Raw genomic sequence first — 15,596 nt, 5'->3', positions numbered from 1 at the left:
GGCACCGAAGGGAGGGGTTTCGCCATGACGATGCTGTTTGAACCCTTGGACTTGGACGGTCATAAGCGCAGCGAGCTTTACCATGCGGCGCGGTTGTCGTTCCTCCAATGTCGTGTGTTGACGCGCTTCGATCGGGTCGAAGAGGCTGCCGATAAGGTGCAAGCAGCGGCTGAGTTGTTCGCTGAGGCGACTCGACCTGTCGGAAGCACTCAAACGCTCGGTATGTGAGCGCCAAGTCGGCGGCGGAACCGGCAGGCGGCAACGAGCGTTGCCTTTGCATGGTCGACTATCTCAAATTGGTACTGAAGGAACTGTGTCCTGCCTGGCTCATGCGGAAGGCGGGCGTCGTAGACGTTCGCCCTGTTGAGCAGCAGCCAGCCATAAGCGATCTAATAGGTGCGGCGCCGCCGACGCGATATCGTGGGCCGGTGCGGTCCGAGCCCCCCGACCACAGGCTTAACGAGTCCATAAGCAAGCGCAATTCGGGCTGACCCGCGACGCAGAAAGTTCGACAAGCTTCCAGGAAACCCCAGCCAAACAATTGATCAGGCAAATCATGAAGTTAGCGAACAAGGCCGCGACCGAACCGTGTTACATCGGTTTTCCCGCTCTGTAACGCGCAAACCCTTGTATACCGGGCATGTCCCGTCCTGTACCTTGTTGTCATTGCAACATGACTGCAACACGGAAAGGCGGATTGTTCCCGTCATGTTCGCCAATGAAGGCGCGCGCCACCCATAGCCGATTGCGGCGCCAATTCTTTCCTGCAACTATCGGCAGGTCCGTGGACTTGGACGCGACATGGAGAGAGCTATGGCTGACAACAAATCAAATCGGGGAAAGCAAGATCGGGCCAGGGTGTCCACCAGCGAGCCTTACGAGGTGAACTACTTCGCCCGGAAGCACGCAATCACAAAGGATATGGCCTTGAAAATAATCAAGGAAACCAACGGCAACAGGGACGAGGCAAACGCCGCCGCTGAAAAGCTCAGGTAAAGAAACGCGACATGACAACAGAAAAAACCCGCCGGAATAGAGAAACCCGCCGCTGAGAGGGGGCCCAAGGCGGCGGGTTTCTTCACCTTGAATAGAGCGGCCACTTTCCGGAGAAGACCGCGCACGACATAAACCCGCAGAGGCGGCTCCTGTTCCAGACAATTTTAAGGACCAGCCTGTCGAGGGCTACATGGTGTCCTAGTATTTCATCTTAGGGCCGCTCTCCACCAGCACTTCCTGAGATTTCAGATCCTCGCCCCAAATCACGGTTTCACCGTGGGTGTCCGGGCATGGCTCTGCGTCCGCGCCTTCCTCGTCGACGTTGTCCAGCTCTAGATCATCAAGGCAGCCAAGCGATGGCTCATCGTCTGCCGTTTCCTCCAGATCGCAATCAGCCTGCATGAGATACAGTGCCGTTATCAGGCTCACGGCACGGTCTAGGAGGTCGTTCAGGCGCTTTTCTACGGACTGGCGCCATATGCGCGCGTCGGTTCCCTGCGGGCATCCCATGGGCTTTAGAACGCGAAGGGCGGTCATGACACGCGCTGCAGTTCGAGGAAGGTCAGCGCCGTCTCATTTCATCACGGTGCCACCGGCTCGTTTCGTTGGTGTCAAGCAATGTTTGGAACGCGGTTACCGCCACTGGATCATCAGTCATTGCGTTGGGCAGGTGCTCTGCCATCCACCGATCGAGAAAGTTGATGCCGCGTGTGCTCATCAGCCGATAAGTTCAAAGCGCATATTAGGTTCCGCTACTTGACCCCTGAGACGGCCGCACCAGACTCCAGTGCATGGCTAATGGTCTCAAGATCGGCGATGAGGTGGCGATCGACGCCACCACTATTCGACGCGTCACTGACGACAGGATCAGCGTGTCGATACCGACCTACGGATTTCCGCATTCCGTTCGGGATAGCACCACGAAGGTGGTCAAAGGTCAGACCATCGAACTGATCGGCAGCGTCACACGGGTCGAGAAGGACGCCGTAACGGTCAGCCTGGGTGGCCCGGTGGTGACGGTCGCGCTTGATGTTGTGCGGCTGGTGAAGCTCTAGCTTTCCCGACCTTACCGCCCTAACGGCTGCTTCGAAAGCGAGAGAAGTTCGGCCTCATCTTTTATCCCGGCCATGTAGTTGGCAATGATCCGAGAGGCCAACCGGCCCTGCGCATCGGGTGATTGGTCGTCGACGAGTTTAAGCTGCTCGAAAACGCGCCCTAGCAAGGCCAATTCGGCAGGCTTAAGGATCCCGGCATCCACGGCTTTTCGTCTGATGGGCATGACTAGTGTTCTTCCCTCACCGTCTCAAGCCGCGAGCCCGAAATCGGTTCCGGAACATTTTAGCTCAAACGCATGTTTCAATGGTTATGAAGATCGAAGCCGACGAATGCCGGGCAGCGTTGACGCTCATCCGGCGCACAATCGAGGACCACTGCCCGCCCGGCGTGCTGCCTAGCGAGGAAGCGGTGAACGGTCTCTATGGGCCGGGGCTCATGGATGAGGCGGAAGCGCTGGCGGCTGCCATCGTCGCAACGATCGACCAGATGCAATTGCGCGTGATGACGAAACCGCCTGACCGCGCTGTCCCATTATAGGACGGCGCGGTCAAACCCCAACCTTGGCTGCGCAGGCGGCTTCGGCATTGAGTTCTACCCCGAACTCCGGCCGGCGCTGATCAGGCAATCTCCCACTGCGGCCCCGGCCATTTTCGTTGCACCCCGCGCGGGAGCCGCCTTGGCTGACGTCCACTAGCTCCCGCTCATCTTGACCCCGGGCGCAATGTATTGTCCGTATATGAACTCGACGAGTGAGGGCACTGCATCGCCATGTAGGCGGTCGGCCCCCGCGGCTGTCGAGCGATGTTTGAGGGAGCAGCGCATTGTTCGTCGATTACTACGAACTCTTGGAGATCAGCCCAAACGCCAACTCGGAGACACTTGAGCGAATATTCCGCTACTTTGCGATGCGCTATCATCCCGACAATCAGCAAACTGGTAACGAAGCCCGCTTCAGCGAAATAGTAGAAGCACACAACGTCTTGAGGGATCCCGTTAAGCGCGCCCAGTACGATATCTCCTATCGAGAGCATGCCGGTGAGCGGCTTAAATTGGTCGAGGAGGCAAGCGACCCCAAAGGGGTCGAGAAGGATGCTATGGTCCAGGCCAAACTGCTTTCGCTGCTCTATGTGAAGCGCCGCCAGGATGTCGGCAATCCGGGCATTGGCGACGTCGAAATCGAACGGTTGTTAGGCTGTCCACCAGAGCATCTGGAGTTTCATCTCTGGTACATGAAGGCAAAGGGATGGATTGCAAGAATTGAGAACGGGACAATCGCGATCACGGTGGAAGGCGTCGATCGCGCCGATTCCGAACTGCGTCGCGATACCAGCATTCGGCTCCTGAGTAGAGACTAAAGAGGGTATCTGCCCAAGATTCCGCAAGGCTCCAGGGGAGCTTCGCGCGTCATTTTGCCGAGACCAGATAGGCTGAGGAAATTCGGTGGCCGCTTGCGGACGGGGGCAATGAGGATCATGCTGACGCTGGTCCTATCGCTTCCCTCGAAGTAGGCCAGCGAGCCCTATTGTGAGGCAGTCCGGCATGTAGGATTGTAGTCCGCATATTATACTTGACGTACCCAAACAATCGGAATAGGTTGATTCCATAAGGAGTTAGACCGATGTCCGTGCTTTCAGACCGCCACTTTCACGACGAAACCGCCGCCTACAAGTTTGTAGAGGCCAGGATTTGGCCGAACGGCCCGACTTGCCCGCATTGCGGTGGCGTCGAACGTATCTCCAAGATGGAAGGCAAGAGCACCCGCATTGGCACCTACAAGTGCTACCAGTGCCGCAAGCCCTTTACCGTGAAGATCGGCACCATCTTTGAAGCCAGCCACGTCAAGCTCAACCATTGGCTACAGGCGATCTTCCTTATCGCTTCTTCCAAGAAGGGCATTTCGAGCAACCAGCTTCACCGCACCCTTGGCGTGACCCTGAAAACCGCTTGGTTCATCTCGCATCGCATTCGTGAAGCCATGCGCGACGGCAAGCTTGGCCCGCTCGGCGGCAACGGCATGATCGTGGAGGCCGACGAGACCTATTACGGCCCGACCAAAGAGAAGCGCACCATGACCACCAGCGGTCGCCCCTTCACCAAGAGCGGCAAGACTGGCCCCTCGAACAAGCGCGCTATCCTTGGCCTCGTGGAGCGCGGCGGCAACGTTCGCACCTTCCACGTTGTACAGGCGACCAAGCTCAATGTCGCGGCGCTGGTGACTGAGAACGTCCACCACGAAAGCACTCTCTACACCGACGAGAGCAAGCTCTATCACGGCATGGACGACCACTTCGCGGGCCATGAGACCACTAAGCACACTGGCGGCGAATACGTTCGCTACGTTGGCGATGCCGTCATCCACTCGAACACCATCGAAAGCTATTTCTCGGTGTTTAAGCGCGGCATGCGCGGCACCTACCAGCATTGCGCAGAGAAGCACCTTCACCGCTATCTGGCAGAATTTGACTTCCGCCATAATTCGCGCGTAGCCCTTGGCGTGAATGATGTAGCGCGCGCCGGTCGCATCCTTGATGGTGTCGTCGGCAAGCGCCTGACCTATGAAACGACTAGTGCAAGGTGAGGCACCCTATGGCATCTGGCGACAGTCCAAATACCGCCCGAAAGCCGCCCGGAAAAAAGACCGGAAAGCTTAGTCAGAAAGAGCAATCCGAGCGGTTCAAGAAAGCCGCTCGGGAGCTTGAGGCAGATGAAACGGGGGCATCTTTCGAGAGGGCTTTAGACGTTGTTTTGCCCTCTAAAAGGACTAAAGACTCTTGAAAATCAGTGCATTCGGATGTATGTTTACATCAGCATTCCGGCGCGCGAATACCTAGGAGAAATCTATGACTGCCGGCACTGTCGGCTAGCGCGTTGGAATGGCTCCCTTTTCCCACTTCGGCACTACATTCCAGATGTTAAAGCCCTTGGTCTCCATCGGGTGAGACTTCTCGATGTCCTTAATCCCCCCGCGTTCTAGCGCCCGCTTTACAACGCCCACCTTGTGGTCGCGCAGTTTCCCATTTTCATGGTTCCCATTTCTCGCTGCCGTCAAAGCTCCTAGGCTGACATCTAGAAGCTGCAACATTCGTTCTAGTTTAGAGTCCCGCGCCACGATGCTGGCAACAGGCCGCGCTTTGAGCTCAAAGCGTTGGCAGATGTCTGTATTCAAACCCATCATCATAGCCGGAAGGTATGCGGTGCACTCACCCATGTCCGGCCGGATCAATAGCCGCCTCACGTCGCCGTAATATCGTCCGGGCCGATGCAGCAATAGCTGATAGAACGCCTTGCTGATGGTGTCCGTCTCTTTGCGTCTTCCGCTTGCAGAGTGGTCATATTTTTTTGAATGGTGAAAACCGTACGTGGAAATGCACGTACCCTTGTTCGATTGCGTCGAAAAGATAATCAACATAGGCCAAGTGGGCGCTACTGCGCCTTTCCCTGCACTTGGAAAACTTGATTTCAGAATCTTCGCCTAAGTTGCATCGCACGTTTATAGCCGCCAGATCGGCGGCTATTTTTGTCGCCCGAGAAGGTGGGACCGCAATCCCGCCTATGCCAATCCAGTCAAAAGTCCTGATATGCGATTCATCGCAGAAATACAGAAGCGGGTCTGCCGTCGACAGCGGGAAAAAGCCGGGGAGTTCCAAGGCGTACTGCCGATTCTTTTGTAGGGCGCGGCAACAGTACTATGAAGGCGATAATCACACCAGCTTCGCCGCATGACGGATGAACACCCGGCTTGCCTCAAAGACCTCTCTCGCCTCCTCGTCGGTGTAGGTTTGTTTCGGGTGCATAGTTTCATTCCGCCAAACCTCTTTCACCTGCCATAGGTAGCTAGAGGCGGCGGCCCATCGGCTCTTTTGCTCTCCTTTGGCCATAGCATCGATCTTCTGGTTGAGATCCGATAGCAAGTGTCCCCAAACCCGTTGGGTGTTCGTTATGCTGAGTTTGCCGCACAGGAACTGCAGCGTGACTTCCAAAGCCCGCATGAGGTGGAACACCGTCGCGGTGTTTCGTGCGGTGGCTAAGCACTTTCCTGCTTCCTCAAGGTCGTGTTCCGCGTCGGGAAACTTATCGATCACATCAGCGCCGAACGTCTCAGTGGCGAGCGCAAAGCAATCTGCTGCCCGCGCGTTGAGAGCGAACAACCTGGAACTTTCCAACTCATCCCGGAATGTTTGGTTAAGGGTCTCGAACTTCACTCCCAACTCTACGTAGTTGAGGCTTCTTTCCTTGAGCATCTGGACAATGCGTTCAGCCCCTTTGCCAGATATTTTTGCTCCTAGAGGACCGCAGGACTCGATAAACGGAACAAGCAAAGCCTCCAGTCCCTTGCCGGTTTTCTTGTCGATTTTAACCGTAGGCATTTCTGGTTTGTGTTCATTCAACGTGCGGATCATGGCCGACATCGATGCTAGTTTCGATATCGCCTCAACAAATGGCTTAGCTTTGACCTCCAGCATATCCCACAAGCTCCCCGGCTTGCCGGGTACGAATTCCCCCCGGTCAATGTGCTTCATAGCACACTTTCCCGAGTTGGGTACGCGAAGTACAATATGCTGATTGTAGTCCTCATTGCGGCGACCCCTCAAGCGGAGATCGCCAATGGCCAGAACCAAACCTTCCGAACAGCTTTCCCGGGCTGAAATCGAGCGCTTCATCGCGGCAGCCGAAGCGCTGCACAAGAGCATCGTCGGGCCGCTCCTGGCGTATCACAGCGTGCACTACCAAGCTCTACGTGAGGTCCATCGACCGCTGTTGAAGTCGATTGAGACCATTACCGGCAAGAGGGCGCCATTCATCCAGCCGAACATGACAGGACCGGCACAGCACGAGGACGATCTCGCGCCGATGCGCATATCGGGGTTCGATGCCGAGGTTCTCCGCTCCGCATTTCAAAACCTAGTCAGGGATGCAGACGTGCCCGAGTGTCAGTGGCGCGTTGTCGCTGAATGCTTGGTACGCGAATATGTCGGGTGTGAGCAGATCGAAGCCGGCTTGCTGGATTGGATCACGAAGAAGTAGCGCCCGTTTTTGTTGCGAGAAACCCGCCGCACATATTCGCGATTTGGATCTAGAATCTGGTCATGGAAGCGATCTTCGATGATATCGCCAGTGCCCTCAGAGAGCCTAGCCAGAACGTGTGGCGCCCTGCTCGCGCCTTCGCCATCGATGCGGCAGGTAAGCTGTTCCTCGGCCTCGGTATCGGCCTGGGCGTGGCAATTTGCAAATCCGGCTCCCCTGTCTTGGCAAACGCGACGTGAGCCGCCTGCAAGGCAAGGCAGCACTCGTCACGGTCGCGCTTGATCAATTCCGGTAGGATAACGGTCCCTCCGGCCAGCCGCCCAGCGGCAACCAGCCGTTTTACTCAGCGCTAGCACCCTTTGGCTCCGGCGTGATCTCCTCGACCTGCACGTTTTCGCCGATCTCTCTCGCCCAGGCCAAGGCTTTAGCCTTGTCGTTGGTCGTAAGCACCGTGCGCCAGTTCGGCGCTTCAAACACGCTCACAACGTAGGTTGTCACCGACTCGTTGACCATGCTCCACCTTTGCCTAATTCATAAAGGTGTGGTGCCCTCATATTAGCATGAGCGTATATAACTTGGTAGTCAGCCTACGCGCCAGGCCTGGCCGGCTGGGAAATAGGCAAATTCGGCCGTGGCGCCCGTCAGTCCGCCAAGGGCTGCGCCGTATATTAGCTACATCTTGACTAAAAAGCTGTCCGCTCAGAATCCTGTCATGGCTCGGGGAATAGGCATCGGCGACGAGGTGGCGATAACGGCCGCAGTGCGCAGGCGGGTCGACGAGGACCACGTCAGCGTCAGCATACCCAGTTACAACTTCCCCCATTCGATCCTCGATCGCACGACGAAGGTGAAGCGAGGGCAGCAGATCGAACTCGTCGGCAACGTCACCTATGTCGACGAGGAAGGCGGCAAGGTGACAATTATCCTAGGACCGCCGGTCACGGTCGACATCGACAAGGTCAGGCTGGTGCAGGCCTATGTGCCGCCGAAGCGCAAGAAGCCTCTGCGCGATATGGCCCACTAGGTGCCCTTAGCTTGGCCTTGGAATGGCGAATCGCCGGCTGATCCTTACTGGAACGAGATGCCCACGGCCTTGATGATAGAGCCGGACAGGGTGACTGTGAAATCTCTGGTCGCATCGTTCTCTGTTGTGGGTGTCGACCATGCGTCGGTCGCAACAGGCCGATCGTTGGTCAAAGCAATCTCGTCATGAATTGGGCTGTCGCCCCCGCTCCATGAGCCGACTGCGCCACTGCCGGCGATCGACCCTGACAAGAAGAAGGCCGCCCCGGACGTTTTGACTTCAACGTCGGCCAGGGTTTGTGGTGTGCCTCCACTGATGCTTATTCGCATTGGAGCGGATAGTATCGTCGGCAAAAGAGGGTCCGAAAAGGCCTTTCGGCAGCTCCCTCGTAGGAACGAAAAAAGAAGAGAAGCGGAACTTGCGTGTGCAGTATTTGCACACGAACCCTCATAAATATTTGATTTTGTTGATCTATCTATGCCATCCATCATCGGTGCAATGGCCAGTCTATGCTCTTGATTTTTCAGCTTCTGTTTAACATCAGAACCTTAGAACCTACCGCACACGCTGCGTCAGCGAGACCTTCCTGCAACGCGACGATGCGCGGCGCTGGGGCACCGACACCAAGTCGATCGCAGTGAGACTGTATAGCCTGCCTGAAGCCTTCGGCGAACTCATCGACCTCCATATCGACGACCTGTGCGATGTAGGCAAGTCCCCTCGCCGCTCCAAGGCCGCAGCCCTCGCTATGCTCCGAACATCTGGGGAAGTGCAGCATCGCCACCCTCGATCGCGAACGGCTCGTTCGCTTCGGTCGTGATCGAGCCGCCCAGGGTGCCGGACGATGAGTCTCGGTATCGACATCACCTAGGGAAAGTCGTTGAGCGTCGTTCCTGGATGATCTGCCTGGTCGTGATCGCGACAGCCGCTGGCGAGAGCCGCCAAACTCGCATGAGATTGTCTGAAGCGGAGGACCATCCATGGAAGGACCCATTTCGACCTATTTTGCATCGATTGAACCCGTGGCCCCCGACGTTTTCTGGACCGCTTGCTGCATCCGGCGCGGCATTTCAAACATCCCCACGACGTTTTGACCGACGTTGCCCTGGCTGTTCAGGAGTAGCGCGCCATTCTTTCGTCATGGGCGTCGGATGCCTGCGCCGTAGAATCCGTGCCAGCGCTTCGCATGCTGCCGGGAGCGGGTGAACCGGTCAGCTTCGACACGATCATGGATGCGTTGCAACAGTTGGATCAATCGGATGAGCGCGCCGGTCCTGACTGCAGCGACAGCGCGGCAGTGGCCGCGTTCGTACCATTCGTCGATCGGATTTAAGGGCGACGTAGTTGTTCTTGCACCATGGACCCGTCGGCGAGTGACCCCGCCGGCGGGAGGGGTGTGGCATCGGTGCGTTCGCCCAGATTGCCGATGAAAATTTTCCTATTCTTCCTCTTGAAGGTGCACGTCGCGATTCTAAATGATGGTCGCCGGCCGCCCAATGGGGCCGGCAACACCAGGAGGCGGCAAGGCTCTTGGCGCCTTCTGTTGTCCATGTTGCTCAAGGAGGATGTGGCTATGAAGACAAACCTCGATTTTACCCCTCTATACCGGTCCAGCATCGGCTTCGACCGCATGGTCGACATGCTTGAAAGTGCGAGCCGTGTGGCCTCGTTCGACAACTGGCCGCCCTGCGATATCGCCAAGGTTGATGATGATCAGTATCGCATCACGATGGCGGTCGCCGGTTTCTCGCAGGACCAGCTGACCGTCACCCACCAGCCCAACATGCTGGTTGTGAGCGGGTCGCAATCCGGCGATGAGAACGGCCGGTATCTGTACCGCGGCATCAACGGGCGCGCTTTCGAGCGTCGGTTCGAACTGGCCGATCATGTCAAAGTCGAGGGCGCCAGCCTTGAGAACGGGCTGCTGAGCATCGATCTCAAGCGCGAGGTTCCCCAGGAGATGAAACCGCGCAAGATCGAAATCTCCAGCGGGGCCCCCATGCCGAAGATCGAGGCGCCCAAGGTCGAGACCGACAAGCTGGCCGCCTGAGCAATCCACCATGAAGGCTTTCGCTTGAGCCGGGCGTCCCGCCCGACTCAGAGACCTACAAAAGGAGAAAGACAATGAGCGTACGTGACTTGATCCCATGGGGCCGGGGCAACGGAAACTCGGCGCCCAGTCTCTTCCCCGACGGAGATCGAGACCCCTTCGTCTCCCTCCACCGGGAGGTAAACCGGCTGTTCGATGACGCCTTCCGCAGCTTTGGCGCCAGACTGCCGGCCTTCGGTCCCTCTTTCGCCGCCAGTTGGCCGAGTGTCGAAATCTCCGACACGGACAAGGAAGTCCGCGTCACGGCGGAAATACCTGGCCTGGACGAGAGCGACATAGAAGTCCTGCTGGAAAATGGGGCGCTCAAGTTTAAAGGCGAGAAGCGTTCCGAGACCGAGGACAAGGACCGGCAGTTCTCCGAGCGCTTCTACGGTCGCTTCGAGCGCCTCATTCCGCTCGGCTACGAGGTTGAAGAAGACAAGGTCAACGCCGCCTTCAAGAACGGGGTGCTGACCGTGACGTTGCCCAAGACCGAGCGGGCGCAGGCGAAGGCCAAGCGGATCGCAATCAACGGGAAGAACTGACGGATGCAGTATGGGTGGCGGCCCTTACGGCCGCTGCCCGTGCGACCCTTCATAACGGGAGGGACAGGCAATGGAGACAGTTCAAAGCAGCGACAACATCAGGAACCCAACCAAGACGTCCGTCCGGCCGGACAATGACAATCGGCCTCGTCTAGACGGGCCGGCTTTGTCATGGGGACGGTCAGTGTTTCCGGACGGCGCAACGGCGCGGATCTACCAGCCCTGCCGCTCGGCCATGACCTCGGCAAAGCCCCGCAAGGACTGGCGATTGGTCTTCGAACGCCGCACAGCCCCGTTCATCGAGCCGCTGATGGGCTATACCGGTGGCCGGGACACCTTGACCCAGGTTGAACTTAACTTTCCGACGCTGGAAGCGGCCATCCGTTATGCCGAGCGTCAAGGCCTCAATTACGTGGTGCAGGCGGCACCTCCTGCTTCCCAGGCCAAGGTCACGCGCCAGCATGCATCGGAGGAGAAACAGGCCTTTCCGACCTGGTTTGGCAGCGGCTGCAGTTGGCTTGGCTCCAGGCAAGCCACGGCTATGGCGCCGGCGCACAGGCAGCGCACATACAGACGGCGCTTTCCGAGCCGGAGACATTCTACGCCTCTCCGATGGAGGTTGTGGATGACCCGGTGCTCGCACCCGACGAGAAACGCGCTGTGCTCAAGAACTGGGCCTGGAACGAGTACCTGATCGACCTGGCCACCGCCGAAGGCATGCCGGAAAATGCACGCCCGTCGCGATTGGACGAGGTCGAACTCGCCTTGCTGGCCTTGGAAGTCCGAAACCGGGGCTTCCAGACCAGGACCAGCCCGGTGCACTCCCGGATAGCCGCATGATAAGGCAAGAAGGAACCCACTGATCGTCTTCGACGCCCAACGGACCATCCCGAAACCCTTCCCGCTTGCGGTCGCGGCAGCGGGCGGGCGCGCGCCGACAACTTTCCCAATGCGTGGGCGCCCGATTGCGCCTCGGCAGAACTCGGCCCAGTTGTTAGGATCGCGCTGATATGGACTCCAATGAATTGGCGACAGAGGTTCCTATGTATCAATCCTTCAACGGCTCCGCCCATCCCCTGGCACCGAAAGAGATCGCGATCGCTGCCGTCCCCGAAGACGAGCGTGTCTGGGTCCCACAGGCTAAGGGCGTGTGGTTCCGACCACTTATGCTCAACACAATGCAAGGCCAGTGGTGCAATCTGCTCCGCGTACGCCGGGCCGGGATATTAAGCCGTCATCTGCATCCGGCCCCCGTGCATGGCTATGTGATCAAGGGGCGTTGGCACTACCTTGAACACGACTGGGTGGCAGAGACCGGATCTTACGTTTTCGAGCCGCCCGGTGAAATCCACACGCTCACGGTCCCAAGCGACGTGCCCGAGATGATCACCTTCTTCAACATCTCCGGCTGCATGGTTTACCTGGACAAGGATAACAAGCAGATTGGTTTCGAGGACGTTTTCACCAAGATCGACATGTGCAGAAGCCACTATGCGAGCGTGGGTCTCGGGGACGATTTCGTCGATCAATTCGTGCGGTAGACATCCGCCCGTTTGTCTTCCGCTGCGGTAAGTTCGCGCTCCGCCACAGAGGCGAAACGAGGAGATCTTGGTGACCGATTCCATATGGGCGATGCCCTTCTTCGCGGGCAAGACCGTCGTCATTACCGGAGGCACGACAGGCATCGGAAACGGCATGGCCATGGCGTTCGCCGGGGCCGGGGCAATCGTCCACGCGACGGGGGCCACGGCCGCCGAGGTGGCGGCCGCTCGTGCATACGGCACCGCCGTCTCGTATTCAGTACTCGACGTCCGGGACATGACTGCGGTCGAAGGATATTCAAGTCAGTTCACATCCGTTGCAGCGCTCGTAAATTGCGCAGGGGTAAACCTGCGCGCCGCCGAATTCACTGTCCAGGGTTTCGAAACGGTGGTCGATATCAATCTCACCGGCTCCATGCGGAGTGCGAGCGCGTTCCGAGGGGCACTCTCGAACGGGGGCGCCATCGTCAACATCGCATCGATGTTCGCGTTTTTCGGCGCGGCTCATTCGCCGGCTTACGCCGCATCCAAGGGCGCGGTCGTGCAACTTACCAAGTCACTTGCGATCGCCTATGCCGGGGATGGCATTCGCGTAAACGCATTGGCGCCTGGCTGGATCGAGACCGCCATGACCGCCGCGCCACGGGCCGATCCAGCTCGCAACGCGGAATTGATGAAACGCACTCCGATGGGTCGCTGGGGTACGCCGGGCGACCTGACCGGCCCCGCCATGTTCTTGTGTTCGCCGCTCGCGGGATTCATCACTGGGGCAATTTTGCCGGTTGACGGTGGCTATCTCATTGCGTGAGGCGTTGGCTATGCTGCGCGACCGATCTCCAAGCCTGTGTCGTCGAGATCAAGATCGAACGCGACCAATCGACCATGCCTGACCGCAATTGCCGCCACCAACTCCGCAAGCTCGCCATCCGTATGCTCGCAAAAAGCTGCCTGTTTCCTGACAATCGTGACCGCATCCCGGGTCGATACGACAGAGAACGGCCTCCGGGATCTCACGAATGATTCCGCAACCTCCGCGACGGATGAAGCTCGGTCAAAATTATCTTGCATACTTGCACCTCTGTACGACGCTAGCCCAAGCTCGGCCCGCGCAAATTGTTCCCATTGGCCTAATGCAGCCTGGTTGGCATCCGGCTTGGGCTCCTTGTGTGCGAAGGCCGGGAGCAACGCGACATGGCCGTCGCCGTGCCTTGGACAGTGGGCTGGACGCATTCGTCTCCACTCAACGAAAGGTCACGCCATCGGCCAGTCTCACTACATGCTTCAAATGCGAACACGAGCCCGACGCTAGAGACGAGGAGGATCAGATGTGTCCAAGCCGCTCGCCAAAGTTTCCGATCCTCGGATCACCGCAGTTCCCGCGCAACAAGTCGCCGGGAGACCTGTTTGCTCGCGTTGATTGCGGTCGACTGACTCCTGGCTCATTCGCCGCCTCGCCGGCTGGCTCCGGTCGGCCGGCCTCGTCCGTCTCCGTCATCGCTGGCCGGCGGACGATCCAATCCACCAAACCGGCTTCGGTCTGCTCGCAGGCCACGAATTCGCGCACCAGACTTCGCGCCAGCTCGCGCCATTGACACTCGGGCACGTTCATCTCCGCGATCAGATCTCGGCATGCAGCGCGTATGATGTCGGCATCGAAGGCTGACACGGCGACAGGACCACGGTCTGTATTCTTTGCTCGAGGAGTGTCGTCGCCCTGACGTTCGCGAAAGCGCCTCAGCACCTCGCGCGATGTGGCGATCGCTTGTCGGGTTTGACTCATAGCCTCGTAAAATCCAACTTCGCGGACCGGTGAGCGGTGCCGTGATAGAATGAATTCCATAACCGCATGCGCAGTGTCCGTACGCGTTGCAACCATCGCCGCCTCCCTGCAGGCGCACCCAATGCTTGCAGCTTCTGCCGGTGTTCGGGCGGCCGCCTGCATTTGTCGTGTCGCTGCTATGATCGCGTGAGTTAAAGCCGGTGAAGCGTCGCTGCAATTACAAATGTAAGTGGGGCATCCGATAAGGGGTATGCCCGCTGGCTGCGGCGGCGGCGAGTTCGTTCTTCAGACGGTCGAAGTCTTCCTCGGCGAAGCGCTCTCCGCGTTGCCGGAACGAGGAAGCAGGATCTGGACAAAATGCATGCGGCCGCCTCCAAGATTTCTAAACGGCAGCGACAGGCACGATGTTCCATGCAAGGCGCTATTGGCGAAAATCCGCCAATTTGCGCCAGTCGAAGACAACGCCCACTCCAGGCTCGTCGGGTGCTATCGCCAAACCATCCTGAAGCCTAAGCGGCTCGGTGGTGTAAAGGTCAATATCGAAACTATGCGCCTCCACCCAGCCGGCATTTGTCTGACCTGCAACGAGACTGACATGAAGTTCCTGCATCCCGTGACTGCAGACCGGAATGCCAGCCTTGCGTGAGAGCGCTGCCACGCGCAGCCAGCCCGTGACCCCGCCGCAGTTGGAGGCGTCGGGTTGGATGTAGGCGAGATCCGACCAAGCGAAGGCATGCTCGAACTCCTCGATGACATGCAGGTTTTCTCCCATTGCCAGGGGCATTCCGGTCGCCTTGGCAATGCTGGCGTAACCCTCATAGTCGTCGGGTATGATGGGCTCCTCGAACCACAGCAGATCGTAGGCGGCGAATGCTCTCGCTGCCTCGATCGCTCGCGGGACGTCGAGCGCGTAGTTGGCGTCAACCATAAAGGTGATGTGATGTCCTATGCGCTCGCGAACTGCTTTCACCCGGGCCACATCCTCGGCCAGGTCGTCCTTGCCGACCTTGATCTTCACCCCGGTGAAGCCGGCATTGAGATAGGAATCGATGCTGGCCAAAAGCTGATCGAGGGTAAAGTTTAGGTCGATGCCGCCGCGATAGGCCTTGGCACTCTTCCCGGCCCCGCCCGCCATCTGCCAAAGCGGCAGGCCGCTACGCCGGCCCTTGAGGTCCCACAACGCGATGTCGATCGCCGAGATCGCGAAAGAAGCGATGCCGCCGCGCCCGACATAGTGGATGTGCCAGAGCATGCCGTCGTAAATCGTGTCGATCTGCGTCGTGTCGCGTGCCTTGAGGAACGGCGCGAGGTCGTGATCGATCATTGCCTTGATGGCATAGCCGCCCTTGCCGCCGGTGTAGGTGTAGCCTGTGCCCTCGGTGCCGTCGGCAAGCCTCAGCGTGACGGTGACCAGCTCGAAATGCGTGTGCGCGCCGTGCTTGGCATCGGTCATCACCTCACGCAGTGGGACCCGGAACAGCCGGGTCTCGACTTCCTTGATTTCGGTGCGGCTCATGCTGCGCTCCATTCAGGTTTTTTC

The 15,596-nt window shown here is 58.5% G+C and carries 21 protein-coding genes and 1 pseudogene; 15 read left to right on the top strand and 7 right to left on the bottom strand.

What is annotated here, in order from left to right; translation table 11 throughout:
* Window positions 1-24 precede the first annotated feature (24 nt).
* Complete coding sequence (locus NKH22_RS25415) at window positions 25-228, top strand: hypothetical protein (RefSeq protein WP_352911485.1); 204 nt, start codon at window positions 25-27, stop codon at window positions 226-228.
* Between the two features lie 585 nt (window positions 229-813).
* A complete protein-coding gene (locus NKH22_RS25410; protein ID WP_352911482.1) occupies window positions 814-996 on the top strand; it encodes a DUF3606 domain-containing protein in 183 nt (60 codons plus the stop codon).
* Window positions 997-1,194: 198 nt separating this feature from the next.
* On the opposite strand, the gene NKH22_RS25405 is transcribed toward NKH22_RS25410, so the two are convergent.
* Window positions 1,195-1,533 (bottom strand): hypothetical protein, encoded by a 339-nt coding sequence (locus NKH22_RS25405; protein ID WP_352911479.1) that lies wholly within the window; start codon window positions 1,531-1,533, stop codon window positions 1,195-1,197.
* Between the two features lie 254 nt (window positions 1,534-1,787).
* Between NKH22_RS25405 and NKH22_RS25400 the strand changes: the two genes are divergently transcribed.
* Window positions 1,788-2,051 carry a hypothetical protein gene (locus tag NKH22_RS25400; RefSeq protein WP_031262500.1) on the top strand — a complete coding sequence of 88 codons (264 nt, stop codon included), beginning with the start codon at window positions 1,788-1,790 and terminating at the stop codon, window positions 2,049-2,051.
* An 11-nt stretch (window positions 2,052-2,062) separates the two neighbouring features.
* On the opposite strand, the gene NKH22_RS25395 is transcribed toward NKH22_RS25400, so the two are convergent.
* Window positions 2,063-2,275 carry a hypothetical protein gene (locus tag NKH22_RS25395; protein WP_023672644.1) on the bottom strand — a complete coding sequence of 71 codons (213 nt, stop codon included), beginning with the start codon at window positions 2,273-2,275 and terminating at the stop codon, window positions 2,063-2,065.
* 80 nt (window positions 2,276-2,355) lie between these two features.
* Between NKH22_RS25395 and NKH22_RS25390 the strand changes: the two genes are divergently transcribed.
* The 3 genes from NKH22_RS25390 (at window position 2,356) to NKH22_RS25380 (ending at window position 4,630) form a co-directional block, all read left to right on the top strand.
* Window positions 2,356-2,589, top strand: a complete 234-nt coding sequence (locus NKH22_RS25390) for a hypothetical protein (protein ID WP_032894393.1) — start codon at window positions 2,356-2,358, stop codon at window positions 2,587-2,589.
* A gap of 284 nt (window positions 2,590-2,873) precedes the next feature.
* Complete coding sequence (locus NKH22_RS25385; protein WP_352911476.1) at window positions 2,874-3,407, top strand: J domain-containing protein; 534 nt, start codon at window positions 2,874-2,876, stop codon at window positions 3,405-3,407.
* Between the two features lie 263 nt (window positions 3,408-3,670).
* A complete protein-coding gene (locus NKH22_RS25380; protein ID WP_352911473.1) occupies window positions 3,671-4,630 on the top strand; it encodes an IS1595 family transposase in 960 nt (319 codons plus the stop codon).
* A 282-nt stretch (window positions 4,631-4,912) separates the two neighbouring features.
* Here the strand turns inward: NKH22_RS25380 and NKH22_RS25375 are convergent, their stop codons facing one another.
* Both NKH22_RS25375 and NKH22_RS25370 read right to left on the bottom strand, forming a co-directional pair.
* Window positions 4,913-5,461: a hypothetical protein gene (locus tag NKH22_RS25375; protein ID WP_352911470.1), complete on the bottom strand. Its 549-nt coding sequence runs from the start codon at window positions 5,459-5,461 to the stop codon at window positions 4,913-4,915.
* A 292-nt stretch (window positions 5,462-5,753) separates the two neighbouring features.
* The gene (locus NKH22_RS25370; RefSeq protein ID WP_352911468.1) at window positions 5,754-6,572 is read right to left on the bottom strand and encodes a hypothetical protein; all 819 of its coding nucleotides are present in this window, start codon (window positions 6,570-6,572) and stop codon (window positions 5,754-5,756) included.
* Window positions 6,573-6,657: 85 nt separating this feature from the next.
* On the opposite strand from NKH22_RS25370, the gene NKH22_RS25365 reads away from it, so the two are divergent.
* Both NKH22_RS25365 and NKH22_RS25360 read left to right on the top strand, forming a co-directional pair.
* A complete protein-coding gene (locus NKH22_RS25365) occupies window positions 6,658-7,077 on the top strand; it encodes a hypothetical protein (protein ID WP_352911466.1) in 420 nt (139 codons plus the stop codon).
* A 62-nt stretch (window positions 7,078-7,139) separates the two neighbouring features.
* Complete coding sequence (locus tag NKH22_RS25360) at window positions 7,140-7,316, top strand: hypothetical protein (protein WP_352885974.1); 177 nt, start codon at window positions 7,140-7,142, stop codon at window positions 7,314-7,316.
* 100 nt (window positions 7,317-7,416) lie between these two features.
* Here the strand turns inward: NKH22_RS25360 and NKH22_RS25355 are convergent, their stop codons facing one another.
* Window positions 7,417-7,590: a hypothetical protein gene (locus NKH22_RS25355; RefSeq protein ID WP_023672650.1), complete on the bottom strand. Its 174-nt coding sequence runs from the start codon at window positions 7,588-7,590 to the stop codon at window positions 7,417-7,419.
* Between the two features lie 199 nt (window positions 7,591-7,789).
* Between NKH22_RS25355 and NKH22_RS25350 the strand changes: the two genes are divergently transcribed.
* The 7 genes and pseudogenes from NKH22_RS25350 (at window position 7,790) to NKH22_RS25325 (ending at window position 13,084) form a co-directional block, all read left to right on the top strand.
* Complete coding sequence (locus NKH22_RS25350) at window positions 7,790-8,101, top strand: hypothetical protein (RefSeq protein WP_352911463.1); 312 nt, start codon at window positions 7,790-7,792, stop codon at window positions 8,099-8,101.
* Window positions 8,102-9,674: 1,573 nt separating this feature from the next.
* Complete coding sequence (locus NKH22_RS25345) at window positions 9,675-10,151, top strand: Hsp20 family protein (protein ID WP_023693482.1); 477 nt, start codon at window positions 9,675-9,677, stop codon at window positions 10,149-10,151.
* A gap of 74 nt (window positions 10,152-10,225) precedes the next feature.
* A complete protein-coding gene (locus NKH22_RS25340) occupies window positions 10,226-10,735 on the top strand; it encodes an Hsp20/alpha crystallin family protein (RefSeq protein ID WP_023693481.1) in 510 nt (169 codons plus the stop codon).
* 70 nt (window positions 10,736-10,805) lie between these two features.
* Window positions 10,806-11,105: pseudogene (locus NKH22_RS31575) on the top strand (NADH dehydrogenase ubiquinone Fe-S protein 4); the annotation flags it as partial.
* A 143-nt stretch (window positions 11,106-11,248) separates the two neighbouring features.
* Window positions 11,249-11,575, top strand: coding sequence for a hypothetical protein (locus tag NKH22_RS31570; RefSeq protein ID WP_023822664.1), 327 nt, complete (start codon window positions 11,249-11,251; stop codon window positions 11,573-11,575).
* Between the two features lie 203 nt (window positions 11,576-11,778).
* On the top strand, window positions 11,779-12,276 hold the full coding sequence (locus NKH22_RS25330; RefSeq protein ID WP_023752250.1) for a 2,4'-dihydroxyacetophenone dioxygenase family protein: 498 nt from the start codon (window positions 11,779-11,781) through the stop codon (window positions 12,274-12,276).
* A gap of 70 nt (window positions 12,277-12,346) precedes the next feature.
* Window positions 12,347-13,084 carry an SDR family NAD(P)-dependent oxidoreductase gene (locus NKH22_RS25325; RefSeq protein WP_245260672.1) on the top strand — a complete coding sequence of 246 codons (738 nt, stop codon included), beginning with the start codon at window positions 12,347-12,349 and terminating at the stop codon, window positions 13,082-13,084.
* 513 nt (window positions 13,085-13,597) lie between these two features.
* On the opposite strand, the gene NKH22_RS25320 is transcribed toward NKH22_RS25325, so the two are convergent.
* The gene (locus tag NKH22_RS25320; protein ID WP_196815269.1) at window positions 13,598-14,152 is read right to left on the bottom strand and encodes a hypothetical protein; all 555 of its coding nucleotides are present in this window, start codon (window positions 14,150-14,152) and stop codon (window positions 13,598-13,600) included.
* A 325-nt stretch (window positions 14,153-14,477) separates the two neighbouring features.
* Window positions 14,478-15,572 carry a mandelate racemase/muconate lactonizing enzyme family protein gene (locus NKH22_RS25315; protein ID WP_031198830.1) on the bottom strand — a complete coding sequence of 365 codons (1,095 nt, stop codon included), beginning with the start codon at window positions 15,570-15,572 and terminating at the stop codon, window positions 14,478-14,480.
* Window positions 15,573-15,596 lie beyond the last annotated feature (24 nt).

The organism is Mesorhizobium sp. M1252 (assembly GCF_040318265.1).
Lineage (GTDB): Bacteria > Pseudomonadota > Alphaproteobacteria > Rhizobiales > Rhizobiaceae > Mesorhizobium.
Note: the sequence above shows the minus strand (reverse complement) of the source record. Positions and strands in the feature narration are given on the sequence as shown.